At 66.1% G+C, this 13748-nt stretch carries 11 protein-coding genes; 5 read left to right on the forward strand and 6 right to left on the reverse strand.

All coding sequences use genetic code 11. The annotated features are described in order from the left end of the window. Window positions 1-297 precede the first annotated feature (297 nt). From ACOJSI_RS13265 to ACOJSI_RS13280, 4 genes are all read left to right on the forward strand, one after another. A complete protein-coding gene (locus ACOJSI_RS13265) occupies window positions 298-1047 on the forward strand; it encodes an electron transfer flavoprotein subunit beta/FixA family protein (RefSeq protein WP_420138771.1) in 750 nt (249 codons plus the stop codon). Then, window positions 1044-1979, forward strand: a complete 936-nt coding sequence (locus ACOJSI_RS13270) for an electron transfer flavoprotein subunit alpha/FixB family protein (protein WP_420138772.1) — start codon at window positions 1044-1046, stop codon at window positions 1977-1979. The genes ACOJSI_RS13265 and ACOJSI_RS13270 overlap by 4 nt, the downstream gene beginning before the upstream one ends. A 77-nt stretch (window positions 1980-2056) precedes the next feature. Next, entirely contained in the window at window positions 2057-3550 is a 1494-nt protein-coding gene (locus ACOJSI_RS13275; protein ID WP_420138773.1) for a permease, read from the forward strand. Continuing rightward, window positions 3547-4542: a serine hydrolase domain-containing protein gene (locus ACOJSI_RS13280; RefSeq protein ID WP_420138774.1), complete on the forward strand. Its 996-nt coding sequence runs from the start codon at window positions 3547-3549 to the stop codon at window positions 4540-4542. Before ACOJSI_RS13275 ends, ACOJSI_RS13280 begins: the two co-directional genes overlap by 4 nt. 418 nt (window positions 4543-4960) lie before the next feature. On the opposite strand, the gene ACOJSI_RS13285 is transcribed toward ACOJSI_RS13280, so the two are convergent. From ACOJSI_RS13285 to dacB, 5 genes are all read right to left on the reverse strand, one after another. Continuing rightward, entirely contained in the window at window positions 4961-5335 is a 375-nt protein-coding gene (locus ACOJSI_RS13285; RefSeq protein ID WP_420138775.1) for an endonuclease domain-containing protein, read from the reverse strand. 228 nt (window positions 5336-5563) lie between these two features. Next, entirely contained in the window at window positions 5564-6061 is a 498-nt protein-coding gene (locus ACOJSI_RS13290) for a GNAT family N-acetyltransferase (protein ID WP_420138776.1), read from the reverse strand. Continuing rightward, on the reverse strand, window positions 6058-6573 hold the full coding sequence (locus ACOJSI_RS13295; protein ID WP_420138777.1) for a GNAT family N-acetyltransferase: 516 nt from the start codon (window positions 6571-6573) through the stop codon (window positions 6058-6060). The genes ACOJSI_RS13290 and ACOJSI_RS13295 overlap by 4 nt, the downstream gene beginning before the upstream one ends. Before the next feature lie 45 nt (window positions 6574-6618). Continuing rightward, window positions 6619-8409 carry an ATP-binding cassette domain-containing protein gene (locus ACOJSI_RS13300; protein ID WP_420138778.1) on the reverse strand — a complete coding sequence of 597 codons (1791 nt, stop codon included), beginning with the start codon at window positions 8407-8409 and terminating at the stop codon, window positions 6619-6621. Between the two features lie 800 nt (window positions 8410-9209). Next, the gene (gene dacB, locus ACOJSI_RS13305) at window positions 9210-10670 is read right to left on the reverse strand and encodes a D-alanyl-D-alanine carboxypeptidase/D-alanyl-D-alanine endopeptidase (protein ID WP_420138779.1); all 1461 of its coding nucleotides are present in this window, start codon (window positions 10668-10670) and stop codon (window positions 9210-9212) included. Window positions 10671-10750: 80 nt separating this feature from the next. On the opposite strand from dacB, the gene ACOJSI_RS13310 reads away from it, so the two are divergent. Then, window positions 10751-12799 (forward strand): S9 family peptidase, encoded by a 2049-nt coding sequence (locus ACOJSI_RS13310; protein WP_420138780.1) that lies wholly within the window; start codon window positions 10751-10753, stop codon window positions 12797-12799. 77 nt (window positions 12800-12876) lie between these two features. On the opposite strand, the gene ACOJSI_RS13315 is transcribed toward ACOJSI_RS13310, so the two are convergent. After that, window positions 12877-13728 (reverse strand): phytanoyl-CoA dioxygenase family protein, encoded by an 852-nt coding sequence (locus ACOJSI_RS13315; RefSeq protein ID WP_420138781.1) that lies wholly within the window; start codon window positions 13726-13728, stop codon window positions 12877-12879. Between the last annotated feature and the right edge of the window lie 20 nt (window positions 13729-13748).

Here is a 13748-nt window from a genome sequence, read left to right on the forward strand (position 1 = left end):
TGGCGATCGTGCCGGCGGACGATCTGGGCGATGCGGCGAAGAAGATCGTGGCGCAGGTGAAGCAGGCGGCCTGAGCTACCCCTTTGCTGTAAACCGTTCGTGTCGAGTAGGGTTCGAGCTTGTCGAGAACCCGTATCGAGACAGATGGCGATCCCGCGATACGCCATCTCGACAAGCTCGATAGCTACTCGGGACGAGCGGGGCATGGGAACGTCTGCTTTACCTATACGTCAAGCACCTGCTATCGGGGGCGTCTGACCCGCGGGCTGTGATCCGCGCTGGCTGTGGAGAAACGATGTGAAGGTCCTCGTCCCCGTCAAACGGGTGATCGACTATAATGTGAAGCCGCGCGTCAAGATGGACGGCAGCGGCGTCGATCTCGCCAACGTCAAGATGTCGATGAACCCGTTCGACGAAATCGCCGTCGAAGAAGCCATCCGGCTACGCGAGAAGGGCGCCGCGACCGAGGTCGTCGCCGTCTCGGTTGGCCCGCAGAAGGCGCAGGATACGCTGCGCACCGCGCTGGCGATGGGCGCCGATCGCGCGATCCTGATCATGACCGATGCCGAGGTCGAGCCGCTCGCCGTCGCCAAGCTGCTGAAGGCGGTGATGGATGAGGAGCAGCCCGGCATCGTCATGCTGGGCAAGCAGGCCATCGACGACGACAGCAACCAGACCGGCCAGATGCTCGCGGCGCTGAGCGGCCGGCCGCAGGGCACCTTTGCCTCCAAGGTCGAGGTCAGTGGCGACCGGGTCGAAGTGACGCGCGAAGTCGATGGGGGACTGGAGACGGTGAGCCTGGCAACGCCGGCGATCGTCACGACCGACCTGCGCCTGAATGAGCCGCGTTATGCGAGCCTGCCCAATATCATGAAGGCCAAGTCCAAGCCGTTGGCGCAGAAGACGCCTGAAGAATATGGCGTGGATATCGCGGCGCGCCTGAAGACCCTGAAAGTCGCCGAGCCGGCCAAGCGCCAGGCCGGCGTCAAGCTCGACAGCGTCGATGCGCTGGTCGGCAAGCTCAAGGATATGGGGATCGCGCAATGAGCGTGCTGGTATTGATCGAACATGGCGAAGGCGCGCTCAAGGATGCGAGCCTGTCGACCATCACCGCCGCCACCCAACTGGGCGAGGTTCATGCGCTGGTTGCGGGCGATGGCGCCGAAGCCCAGCAGGCCGCCGAGGCCGCTGCCAAGGTCCAGGGCGTCGCCAAGGTGCTGATTGCGAGCGATCCGGCCTATGCCCAGATGCTCGCCGAGAATGTCGCGCCCGTGCTGGTCTCGCTGATGGGCAATTACGATGCGCTGCTGTGCAACGCGACGTCGGAAGGCAAGAATATCGCGCCGCGCGTCGCGGCCCTGCTGGATGTCATGCAGGTATCCGACGTGCTTTCGATCGAGGGCACGGACACGTTCACCCGGCCCATCTATGCCGGCAATGCGGTGGCGACGGTGCAATCGTCCGACGCCAAGAAGGTGTTGACCGTGCGCGGCACCGCCTTCGCCAAGGCGGCGGCAGAGGGCGGCAATGCCCCGGTCGAGACGGTCTCCGCCACGGGTGATGCGGGGCTTTCCAGCTTCGTCGGCCGCGAGACCAGCAAGTCGGAGCGGCCCGAGCTGACATCGGCCCGGGTAGTCGTCTCCGGCGGTCGTGCGCTGGGATCGTCCGAACAGTTCCATGCGCTGATCGATCCGCTCGCCGACAAGCTCCACGCCGCGGTCGGCGCGAGCCGCGCGGCGGTGGATGCGGGCTATGCCCCCAACGATTATCAGGTCGGCCAGACCGGCAAGATCGTCGCGCCCGAAGTCTATGTCGCGGTCGGCATTTCCGGGGCGATCCAGCATCTCGCCGGCATGAAGGACAGCAAGATCATCGTCGCGATCAACAAGGACGAGGATGCGCCGATCTTCCAGGTCGCGGACCTCGGCCTAGTCGGCGATCTGTTCCAGATCGTGCCGGAGATCACCGAGAAGCTGTAAGGCGGCGCGCGGCGGTTGACGGCGCGGTGCCGTTGCGCCGACAATTGCGGCGTGGCTGGTGAAGACTCGACGCTTTGATGGGATCGGCCGGTTTGGCTGAGGCGGCGCCGAGCCCGCAGGTCCCGCGTCGTCTGCTGGCGCTCTATCTGCTGCTGGGTTTCTCCGCCGGCCTGCCCTTCTACATGTTCAATGCGGTGCTGACGCTGCGGCTGGCGCGGCATGGCATCGATATCGTCCTGATCGGCTTCTTCGCCTGGGTCGCGTTGCTGCCGACCTTCAAGTTCGTGTGGGCGCCACTGCTCGACCGCTTCGATGTGCCGGGCTTCGGCCGCTATTGGGGCAAACGCCGCGGCTGGATCATGCTGTCCCAGCTCGGCATCTTCCTGTCGATGGCGGCGATGGCGTTTACCTCCAGCGACCGGAGCCTGCCGCTGACCGCCTTGTTCGCGGTATTGCTCGCCTTCTGGACGACGACGCTGGAGGTGGCCGCCGACGGCTGGCGGATCGAACTTGCGCCGACCAAGGCGGAGCAAGGCCCGATGGTGGCCGCCAATCTGTGGGGCTATCGGAGCGCGATGGTCGCAGCCGGCAGCGGCGCGGTGTTCGTCGCCGGGCAGCTCGACTGGACCTGGGCCTATCTGGTGATCGCGTTCGCCGCCTTCCTGCCCTTCCCGATTCTGGTAGCAACCGCGCGCGACGCGGACCATGACGGCCGCCGTAGCCCCGCGCTCGTCACCGGCCTGATCGCCAGCGCAATCATCCTGCTCGGCTCACTGCTGGTCACGGCGATCGTCGGGTGGGCCCTGCTCGCCGCCGCAGCGCAAGCCGGGGTGACCAGCAAGACCAATGTCACGCCGCTGGTGCTGGCGCTGGCCTTGCTGCCGTTCGTGGGGCTTGCGATCGCCCTGCCCCGTATCCGCCCCATGCGGGCCGATGCCCCGGCGCGGCGATCGGCGGCGATCGGGCCGTATGTCGATATCTTCTGGCGCTTCGGCTATGCCACATTGCCGGTGCTGGCGTTCGTCTCTTTCTACCGGATGGGCGATGTGATGACGCTGACGCTATCCCACCCGCTGTGGAATGCGCGCGGCTATAGCCTCAATCAGATCGCCATGGCGGATGGCGCGATCGCGCTGCTGGCCAGCATGGCCGGCGTGGCGCTGGGCGGGTGGATGGCGGCCCGGTGGCGGATGGGCGCGGCGCTGGCGGGCGGCGCGATTGCCTCCGCCTTCGGCAATTGGGTGTTCGTGTGGCTGTGGAAGGTGCCGCCAAGCGACTTCGTCCTCTACGTGGCAGCGGGCTTCGACCAGTTCGCGCACGGCCTGGAAGGGGCAGTGTTCGTCGTCTACCTCTCGCTATTGGTGAACCCGCGCTATCCGGGGGCGCAATATGCCTTCCTGTCGGGCTTCGCCTTCCTGCTGCCGCGGCTGCTGGCGGGCGCCGCCGGATCGATCCAGCAGGCGATCGGCTATGACGGCTTCTTCTGGCTGTCGGGCGGCCTGAGCGCGGCGGCGATCCTGCTCCTGCCCTTCATCGTCGGCGTGAAAGCCCGGCTGGCCGAAGACGCATGATCGACCAGGCCTTCGTCCCGGCGGCCGCGGCGATCGCGGAAGGACACATTCCGGGCGCGACGCTCGGCATCGTCACCACCGATGGCCGGCGCGCCGTGCGCCATGCCGGCATGGCCGCGCTGGTGCCGGAACGCGAGCCGCTGACGGCGGATCATTGGTTCGATCTCGCCTCGCTGAGCAAGGTCATCGCCACCACCAGCATGATCCTGACGCTGGCCGACCAGGGCCGGATCGATCTCGACCGGCCGTTGACCGACGTCCTTCCCGATCTGCGCCAATATGACGTGGCCAACGCGGCCGAGCGGCGGCTGACCTTTCGCGACTGCCTGGCGCACCGGACCTTCCTGCCGGCCGTCGAGCCGATCTATACCTATGGCGATGACCCCGCCCGGCTGCGTGCCTTCATCCTCCAGCGCGAATGGCGGCACGGACCGCCGGTCTATTCGGACATCAACTTCCTGCTGCTGGGCATCGCGATCGAGCGGATCACCGGCGCGCCGCTGTCGGCCTGGCCGCTCGGCGCCGGGCTGAGCTATGGCCCGCCACCTGGCCCGGCGGTCGCGACCGAGGCCTGTTCGTGGCGCGGCCGCGTCCTGAAGGGCGAGGTGCATGACGAGAATTGCTTCGCGCTGGGCGGGGCGACGGGCCATGCCGGGCTGTTCGGGACGGTCGCGGGCGTGCTCGACTTCGCGCGGGGCCTGCTCGACGGCAGTGGCGCCTCGCCCGCGGCACTGGCGGCCATCCGCACGCGCGTGCGGGACGACCGCACCTGCGGCTGGGAAAAGAGCTTCACCGGCTGGCATGGCGGTGATGCCTGTTCGCCCGAAACGATCGGCCATACCGGCTTCACCGGCACCGGCCTGTGGGTGGATTTCGACCGCGGAGTCGCTTGGACGCTGCTGACCAACCGGGTGCATCCGACGCGGCATCGCGAGACCGGTATCCTGGAGCTGCGGCGGGCGACCGGGGATGCCGTGACCGCCGCGGTGTGACGAACGTGTGAGGCGCATCGCTGCCCTCCCCCTCCGTCGCCTTCGGCGCCACCTTCCCCTGGCGGGGGGGGATTGCGGTGGAGGGGGAAAAACCAAAAAACATCAGAAACGAACTTGATGATTTGGACGGGCTGGCGGCGGGCAGACCACCTTCGCATCGCTGCGCTCCCCCTCCGTCGCCTTCGACGCCACCTCCCCCTGGCGGGGGAGGATTGCTGTGGAGGGTGAAACACCAAAAGCATCAGAAACGAACTTGATGATGTAAACAGGCTATCGGCGGGCAAACCACCTTCGCATCGCTGCCCTCCTCTCCGTCAGGCTCCGCCTGCCACCTCCCCCTGGCGGGGGAGGATTAGACCGGTGATCCTCCCCGCCAGGGGGCGGTGGCGCCGAAGGCGACGGAGGGGGAGGTTAGCGATCAGCTCTGGAATTGATCTCGGCGGGCGAGCGCGATGGTCAGGATTTCGCGGACAACGCCGTCAAGATTGGTGAGGACGTCGGTTGCGGCGTAGCGCAGGACATGGGTGCCCTGCGCCGCCAGCCATTGGTCGCGTGCGGCATCGCGGAGCGGACGGTCGCCGCGATTATGGGCTTCGCCGTCGACCTCAACCGCCAGTCTGGCCGGGGCGCAGTAGAAATCGAGGACATACTGACCGGCGGGGTGTTGCCGCCGGAAACGAAGACCTGCGTCGTTGGTGCGCAAGGCGAGCCAAAGACCGATTTCGGGCGGCGTCATCGCCTTGCGCAGGCGCTTGGCGGTGCGCTGGCTGCTGTCCGATCCTGCGAGGCGCATCGCTGTCCTCCCCCTCCGTCGCCTGCGGCGCCACCTCCCCCTAGCGGGGGAGGATCACTGTTCCAATCCTCCCCGCGAGAGGGAGGTGGCAGGCGCAGCCTGACGGGAGGGGGAGGACAGCCGCATCCTGCGCCAGGAGTGCGCTCTGTCTAACAACTATGAGAAAGATCGTGCGCCGACACCCGCCCGAAAACGCGGTAGCTCATGTACGTGTTGCGCGTACGTATGTCAATGGTCAAGAAACCGCCGCAATTCGGTCCGGTGATGGTCTCGCGCCTTGAACCGGTCCGGCCCGACGCGGCGAAACGTGCTGAAGCCGAGCGAATGCCAGAAGCGGGTGGCGGCTTCATTTTGCTCCAGCACGGCCAGTCGCACTTCCACTGCTCCCTGGGCGACCGCCCATTGTTCGACCTTCCGGTACAGGGAACGGCCGACGCCATGACCGCGCTGCCGAGGGTCGATGAGCATGAAACCCAGATACCAGACGCCGTCATCCGGATAGTCGCGCAGGATCGCGATGATCGCACGCAGGCGTTTCCGTAGCGTCCAGCCGAAGACGCTTTGGTCGTGTGCCTCTTTGCCGGCCGGCAGATCCGTGAACAGCGCCTGCGCATCCGCCAAGGTTGGCGGCTCACCATCCTGCAGCAGGAAATAGTCGACGCATCGATCGTACAGGTACGCGACATCATCCGCATCGACCGAGGACAGTGGGTGGAGTGCCGTCATGGCGACGCCGCCGCCCATGTATCGGCGCTGAGGCGCAGATAGACGCTGTCGCACCAGACTCCGCCAACGCACCAGGTTCGCTGCGCACGACCGCTTTCCGTGAAGTGAAGGCGCCGGAGCAGGTTCAGGGAGGCGATATTGCGCGGGTCGACATCCGCCTCGATCGCGGGCAGGCCGTGCGCAAAAGCGCGGCGGATGATCGGGCGCAGCGCCTCGCCCGCAAAACCACGGCCCCAATAAGCGGGCGCGAAGATGAAGCCGATTTCGGGAAAGCGGTAGAGGCCGGCCTTGCCGATTACCCGGCCTTCATGCTCGACGAGAAAGTCGTCGCCCTCGGCAGGCTCCGTCGCGATCATCGCTGCCAGCCAGTCGCGGGTCTGGTTGCGATCCCGGTGCGGCGGGGTCGACCAATAAGTCATGGCGCGCGGATCGCCGAGGATCGTATGCACCGCATCCAGGTCGGCCCGGGTCGCCCGGCGCAGAAGCAATCGGCGGGTTCGGATCGTCTCCACCCGCCGCTTCTATAATCCTGGCGGCAGTGATCCAAGCATTGCGGGCTAGGCGGCCATGCGCGTGGCCTGCCGGTCATTGGCGGCGTCCGGCGTCAGGCCGCCGTCGCGGGCGAGGGCGGCGAAGACGCCGCCCTGCGCGACCAGATCGTCGAACGTGCCGGATTCCACCATATGCCCCTGCTCGAGCACGATGATGCGATCGGCCGAGCGGATGGTTGAGAGGCGGTGGGCGATGACGAAGGTCGTGCGGCCCTCGCGCAGCAGGTCCAGGCTCTCCTGCAGCCGCGCCTCGGTCGCGACGTCGAGCGCGCTGGTGGCTTCGTCCAGCAGCAGGATAGGCGCATTTTTCAGCAAGGCGCGCGCGATGGCGATGCGCTGGCGCTCGCCGCCGGAGAGCCCCTGCCCGCGATCGCCAACGGCGGAGGCGTAGCCCTGCTCCTTGCGCAGGATGAAATCGTGACAGCCGGCCAGCTTGGCGGCCGCCTCGATCTGTTCGATCGAGGCTTGCGGATTGCCCATGGCGATGTTCTCCGCGATGGAGCGGTTGAACAGCCCGGCTTCCTGGAAGACGACGCCGGTCGAGGCGCGGAGCGAGGACAGGGTGACGGTGCGGATGTCCTGACCGTCGATCAGGATACGCCCCTCGTCCGGATCGAAGGCGCGCTGGAACAGGCCGAGCGCGGTGGATTTGCCCGAGCCGGTCGGACCGACGATCGCGATCGTCTCGCCGGGCTGGACATCGAAGGAGAGGTTGCAGACGCGGCCATTGCCGCCGGGATAGCGGAACGAGACATTGTCGAAGCGGACATGGCCGCGGCGAACCTCCAGCGGCTGGGCATCCGACTGCTCCTCGATATGCGGCTGCTGATCGAGCACGTCGAAAAACTGTTCGAGCGCGGGCAGGCGCTGCGCCATGCCGACGATGAAGGCGGTGATCTGTTCCAGCCGCGCGATCATGAGGGTGGCGAAGCCGACGAAGGTCACGACATCGCCGATCGAGGCGAGATGCCGCGTGACCAATGCCGCGCCGATGCCGAAGATCGAGACGATCGCGATCGACGAGGCGCCCCGTGTCAGCACCGCCGACACCGCCCACCAGTTCAGCACCGGATATTGGGCATGCAGCAGTTCCTGGAGCGACGAGTGGATCGATCGCAATTCCCCCGGCACGGCAAGGAAGCTTTGCAGCACGGTGACGTTGCCGAACAAATCCCCCAGCTGACCGGACAGATCGGTGAAGCGGTTTTCCACCCCCGCCTGGCCCCGGCTGGTGCGACGCATGACGAGCAGGTTCACGCCGGCATAGGCGACCAGCAAAGCGAGCAGCACGAGCGCCAGCCGCCAGTTAGTGACGAAGGCGATCGGCAGCAGCGCGATGAGGATCACCCCATTCACGATCTGCTCGCGCAGCAGCGGCAGCCACGTACCGAACAGGTTTTCGCACCCCGAAATCAGGATCCGCATCAACCGTCCGGAGCGCGCCTGGAAGTGGAAGGCGGGCGGCAGCGCGAGCAGATGTTCCACGAAGCGCGCCATCGCCCCAAGCCGGCGACGATGCGCCATCCGGTCGGCGCAGAGCGAGATGACCATCCCGCCGAGGAAGGTGAGCAGGCTGACCGCACACCACATGGCAAGGAACGGCAGCGAATTCGCGCCCGAGGTCAAACCATTGACGGCACGGCCGAACAGGACCGGCTCGACCACCTGAAGGATGGCGACCAAGCCGCCCGAGAAAGCGAGCGCGAGCGCTTTCCTGCGTTCCGGGCGAAGCTTGGCGATCGCCCGGAAAAAGACATGATGACGCGCATTCGCGCAACGCGACGCTAAGCCTGCCATGGCCATATAACCCACTGATTTCGTTGATGCGCGGGCGCCGTTTCAGCCGATCGCCCGTTTGCGCGGCGGCCCATAGACCAAGTTGGTGAACGGCAAATGAAAAAATGCGGGACGACACGCCAGTACAGGCCCAGCGTTGCCGGAAAGCGACAATATCCAGCGCTAAGAGCCGGAATTAGCCAGAATCAGCATCGTTCGCTCCGAAAATTAAGGCATTTGAATCAATTTTCGGCTGCGATCAGGTTGAGCGCATCTTCGACCGTCTTGGTTGCCGCGACTCCTTGCGACACATCATTGGCGTGTGCCGAGAAGCAGCGTCACCCCGCTCAAGGCCGGGGTGACGTTATCGCTATGTCGCCGTGTCGACATGGGTTCGGTTCGAGCGCGAGCCCAGCAACGGAGCGGACGGCGGCCACTTGATCGCCTATCCGGCAGCCGGGGATCATATCGACAGGAACGGCAACCTCATAGTCCGCCCCTTGCGGGTCTCTCACCGTGATGATCCGGGAATATGGCCTATATTTTGACGCCGGGATCACGATCCTCGTGATGGTGCCCCGAATCTTCACGCCATTTCGAGGGATTTGGCCGAAATCCGCTGGCATGAATTCACCGACGCAAACGAAAACAAGACCGGCAAGAACCATCAAGAGCACGACACTTCCTGCGCCTGAATGCCAGGACGTTCGCAGTCTAGCGATGAGATCACTATTTTCGAGCAATATGCACTCAATCTATGCATGTTTCATGATGAAAGAAAACAAGGCAAGTAAGTAGGTCTTATTGCATCTTCTGAAAAATCAATTTTCGGCCGCGATCAGGTTGAGCGCGTCTTCCACCGTCTTGGTTGCCGCGACGCCTTGCGGCACATCATTGGCGAGCGCCGAGAAGGTGAGCGTGCGGCCGCTGCGGGCGATCAGATAGCCGGACAGAGCATTGGTCTGGTTGAGCGTGCCGGTCTTGGCGAACACCTTGCCTTCCAGCGGCGTGCCGCGGAAGCGCCGGCTGAGCGTGCCGGGCGCCTGACCGCCGACCGGCAGGGTCGCGCGCCATTGCGCGCCCCAAGGCTGGGCGGCGATCCAGCGCAGGAACATCACCGTGCCGCGCGGCGCTATGCGGTTGTAGCTAGACATGCCGGAGCCGTCAGCGAAATCATAATCGACGCGCGGAACGCCCGCCTGCGCCAGCATCGCGCGCACAACGGCCAAGCCGTCGGCGACAGAGCCGCTGCCCTGCCTGCTCGCGACCCGGCGCAGGAAAAGCTCGGCATGCAAATTCTGGCTGACCTTGTTGGTGTGGATCAGGTCCAGCGCCAGTGGTGGCGGGGTGAGTTTGGCGAGGGCGGGCTGTTCGGGCGGACGCATGGCGGGCGCGGCGCCACGATGGGCGGGATCGTCCGACCAGGCGAGCAAGCGGTGCCGCACGCCGATCGCGCCCGTCACCTTGACGCCGCGCGCCTCCAGCAGGGCCTGAAGCCGCCAGGCGGCGTAGCGTGCAGGATCATCGATCCCCAGGTGAAAGCTTTCGGGTTTGGCGGTCGCCCCGATCGTGCCGCGCAGATGCAGGACGAAGCGAAAGGGCTCGCGATCATAATCCAGATAGACCTTGTCGCCGGGGACGGTGACCGCGCGATTATCCACCTGGTAATATGCCGGCAGATCGAGCGTCGGCGGTGCGCCGACCGCCGCCGGCGTGACCGTCAGCGGGAGTTCGTTGTCGTCGATCGTGAGCGCCGAGATGGCCGTGCCCGATCCGGTAGGGAGATTGTTCCAGCTCATCCCCTGGCTCCAGCGCTCGTCGGGGAAGGCGCTGTCGTCGCCGATCACATCATGGACGATGCGTGCCTTCGCCGCGACCGCGTCGGCAAGGGTGGCGAGGCAATCCTCCGTGCAATCTGCCGCGCTGGACAGGCGCGCATCGCCATTGCCTTCCAGCACGACATCGGGCGAGCACTTGCGGTAGGTTTCCAGCCGGACGGCGGCACCGCCGGTGGCATCGGGCTGATCAAGCCGATCGAGCGTGGCGAAGGCAGCCGCCGTCGTGAACATCTTGGTATTGGACGCCGGAATGTAGCGCCCGTCGGGATCGATCGCGATCAGCTCGCGCCCCGCCTCATCCGCCACGACGAGCCCGAAGCGCGGGCCCTGCCCCGCCGCCCGCAGCAACGTTTCGACGCGTTTCTGGAGCGGTTGGGGACCTTGGGCGTGGGCCGGTGCCAGCGGCAAAAGGATGGCGATCCACGATATTGGAGACTTCATCATGCCGAGCCTAAGGCGGACGGCGCGATGCGCAATCGGGTAAATGGCTTGCCCCTGCGGATGCGGCATTACACAAGACCAGAATGAACCGAACCGGATGGAAGCTGGCGCTGTGCGCCGCGGGATTGGCGCTGGCACAGCCGGCACAGGCGGATGCGCTGGAAGAGGCCTTGTCGCTGCCGGTGGCGGGCGGACTGACCGGCGCCCAGGACCGAGCGCGGTTCGCCTGGATCGAGACCAAGGCCGGCGTGCGCAACATCTGGGTGGCCGACGCCGACCGAAAGGGTGGCCAGCCGGCGCGGGCGATCACGGCGTTCCAGCAGGATGACGGTCTGCCGATCTACGACCTTGCCTTCACGCGGGATGGCGCGACGCTGGCCTTCGTGCGCGGCGGCGACCCGGAATATGCCGACGAGGAAGAAGCGCCCAATGCGGCAAGCTTCGCCACCTGGCCCAAGCAGCAATTGTTCGTGACGGGCCTGGATGGCAGCGCGCCCACGCTGGTCGGCACCGGGCATGCGCCGACATTTTCACCGCAAGGGGACAGGCTCGCCTATACGTCGCACGGCGCCCTCTATCTGTGGCAGCGCGGGAGCGAGGCACGCCGGGTGGCAAAGGTAGCCGGCGATGTCGGCGACCTGCAATGGTCGCCCGACGGGACACAGCTGCTGTTCACCGACAACCGGCGCGGGCGCAGCTTCGTGGGCGTGCTGGATATCGGCGCCGACCGCGTGCGCTATATCGATGCCGAGCTGGGTTCGGCGATCCAGCCGGTCTATTCGCCCGACGGCAAGCAGATCGCCTTCCTGTTCGCGGTCGATCCGCCAGCCGGCGCAACGGCGGATAGCGGACCCTATTGGTCGCTGCGGATCGCCGACGCCGCGACCGGCGCGAGCCGCATCCGGTGGAGCGCGCCGCAGGGCGTTGGCGGCCGTTATGCCGGTACGCGCGGGCAGAACCTGTTCTGGAGCAAGAGCGGCACGATCGTCCTCCCGTGGGAGGCGAGCGGCTGGCTGCACGCATATGCGATCGATCCCAAGGCGGGAGACCCACGCGAGCTGACGCCGGGCGCCTATGAGCTGGACACCTATACGCTCAGCCCCGACGGTAACAGCCTGGTCTATGCGGCCAACGATGCGACGGATCTCGACCGCCACCATGTGTGGCGGGTCTCGCTACAGGGCGGCGCGCCCGAGCGGGTCACGCAGGGCGATGGCATCGAATCCTATCCGCTCTTCGCCGGTACGATGATGGCGGTTACGGCGACGGATGCGATCCACCCTGCCTATCCGGCACTGGCGGGGCGGACGCTGGCGCCCATCGGGGCGGCCCCGGCGGCGCGTGGCTTCGTCGCGCCCGAGCCCGTCATCTTCCGGGCCGAGGACGGCGTGGCCGTGCATGCGCAATTGTTCCGGGCGAAAGGGAAAGGCCGGCATCCGGCGTTGATCTTCGTCCATGGCGGCCCGCGCCGGCAGACGCTGCTCGGCTTCCACCCGTCCGGCTATTATTCCAACGCCTATGTCCTCAACCAGCATTTCGCGGCCGAGGGCTATGACGTGCTGTCGGTCAATTATCGCAGCGGCACCGGCTATGGCCGCGCGTTCCGCGATGCGCCGGGGATCGCGCGCGAGGGCGCCAGCGAATATCGCGATGTGCTGGCGGCTGGACGCTGGCTGGCCGCGCAGAGCCATGTCGATCCCGCCCGGATCGGCATCTGGGGCGGCAGCTGGGGCGGCTATCTGACCGCGCTGGCATTGGCGCGGAACAGCGATCTGTTCGCGGCCGGCGTCGATTTCCACGGCGTCCACGCGATGGTGCGGCCGGTGGAGAATAATCTGTCGCCGGATGCGCAACAGGCGGCGCAGCGGCTGCAATGGGCGTCCTCCCCGATGGGATCTATCGACAGCTGGCGCTCGCCGGTGCTGCTGATCCATGGCGACGACGACAAGAATGTCGATTTCGGCCAGTCGATCCTGCTGGCGCGCGAACTGGCGGCGCGGCGCATCCCCTATCAGGATCTGGTGTTCCCGAACGAGCGCCACGGCTTCCTGCGCTATGCGGATTGGCTGGCGAGTTATCGGGCGACGGATTCCTTTTTCCGGGAGCGGCTGCTGGAGAAGAAGGGGCGATAGATCGGGCGGATCGCTTTCCTCCCCCTCCGTCAGGCTAGCGCCTGCCACCTCCCCCTGGCGGGGGAGGATTGTACTGGTTAGTCGACGTAGTGGGGTTCGGGGTGCTGGCGTAGGTCTTCGAAGTGGACGATCGCCTGTTCGGGGCCGAAGGGCACGGGCGCGCCGTCGCGGAAGGCCCATTCGCCGCGGTCGCAATCCTGCGAGCGGACATAGCCGTTGATGTAGAGACGGCGCTGGTGATCGGACTGGTTCGCGCCGGAACCGTGGACGAGATAGGGGCTCCACAAAGCGAGATCGCCGGGCGCCAGCTCTACCTCAATCACGTCGTCGGGGGACAGGCCGGCGGCGATCAGCACGCTGTCGTTGAGGGAGGTGCCCAGCACCTCGACGGAGGTGTCGAGATCGATGTCGCCGCGCAGATGGCTGCCGGGAATGAACTTCATGCAGCCGGATTGGGGCGTGTGCGGATCGACCGCGAGGCCGGTCTGGACGTAGGAGAGGCCCAGATTGCGATAGGCGTGCACCGGCAGGCGAAAGCGGGAATCCTGGTGCCAGGCGAAATCGCCCTTGGCGCCGGGCGTCTTCCAGTGGAGCTGATTGATGATCTGCTTGAGATCGCGCCCGATCAACGGCTCCAGCGCCTGCGCCATGCGCGGATCGAGACGGACGCCGTTCAACACGGGCTGATGATAGGACATCCACTGCGCCATCCGCACCAAGGGCGGATCGCCCGGCGCGACATTGTAGAAGAGGTTGCCGTGGCGGAAACTGCGGCCATGGGCGACGCCTTCGGCATGGACCTGATCCATCGCGGTGCCGATCGCGGCGATCTCGTCAGGGGAGAAGAGGCCGCGCAGGATGACATATCCGTCCCTGCGAAACTTGGCGACGAGCTTGTCCTGCGTGACGATCGGATCGTGATATCCCATGCGCATCTCCTGCCGCCCAG

The organism is Sphingomonas sp. (genome assembly GCF_048595155.1).
In the GTDB taxonomy this organism is placed as follows: Bacteria; Pseudomonadota; Alphaproteobacteria; order Sphingomonadales; family Sphingomonadaceae; genus Sphingomonas_I.

Coding starts and splice junctions, on each gene's coding strand:
- ACOJSI_RS13270 (WP_420138772.1), top strand. CDS start 1,044: ATGAGCGTGCTGGTATTGATCGAACATGGCGAAGGCGCGCTCAAGGAT.
- ACOJSI_RS13275 (WP_420138773.1), top strand. CDS start 2,057: ATGGGATCGGCCGGTTTGGCTGAGGCGGCGCCGAGCCCGCAGGTCCCG.
- ACOJSI_RS13280 (WP_420138774.1), top strand. CDS start 3,547: ATGATCGACCAGGCCTTCGTCCCGGCGGCCGCGGCGATCGCGGAAGGA.
- ACOJSI_RS13285 (WP_420138775.1), bottom strand. CDS start 5,335: ATGCGCCTCGCAGGATCGGACAGCAGCCAGCGCACCGCCAAGCGCCTG.
- ACOJSI_RS13290 (WP_420138776.1), bottom strand. CDS start 6,061: ATGACGGCACTCCACCCACTGTCCTCGGTCGATGCGGATGATGTCGCG.
- ACOJSI_RS13300 (WP_420138778.1), bottom strand. CDS start 8,409: ATGGCAGGCTTAGCGTCGCGTTGCGCGAATGCGCGTCATCATGTCTTT.
- dacB (WP_420138779.1), bottom strand. CDS start 10,670: ATGATGAAGTCTCCAATATCGTGGATCGCCATCCTTTTGCCGCTGGCA.
- ACOJSI_RS13310 (WP_420138780.1), top strand. CDS start 10,751: ATGAACCGAACCGGATGGAAGCTGGCGCTGTGCGCCGCGGGATTGGCG.
- ACOJSI_RS13315 (WP_420138781.1), bottom strand. CDS start 13,728: ATGGGATATCACGATCCGATCGTCACGCAGGACAAGCTCGTCGCCAAG.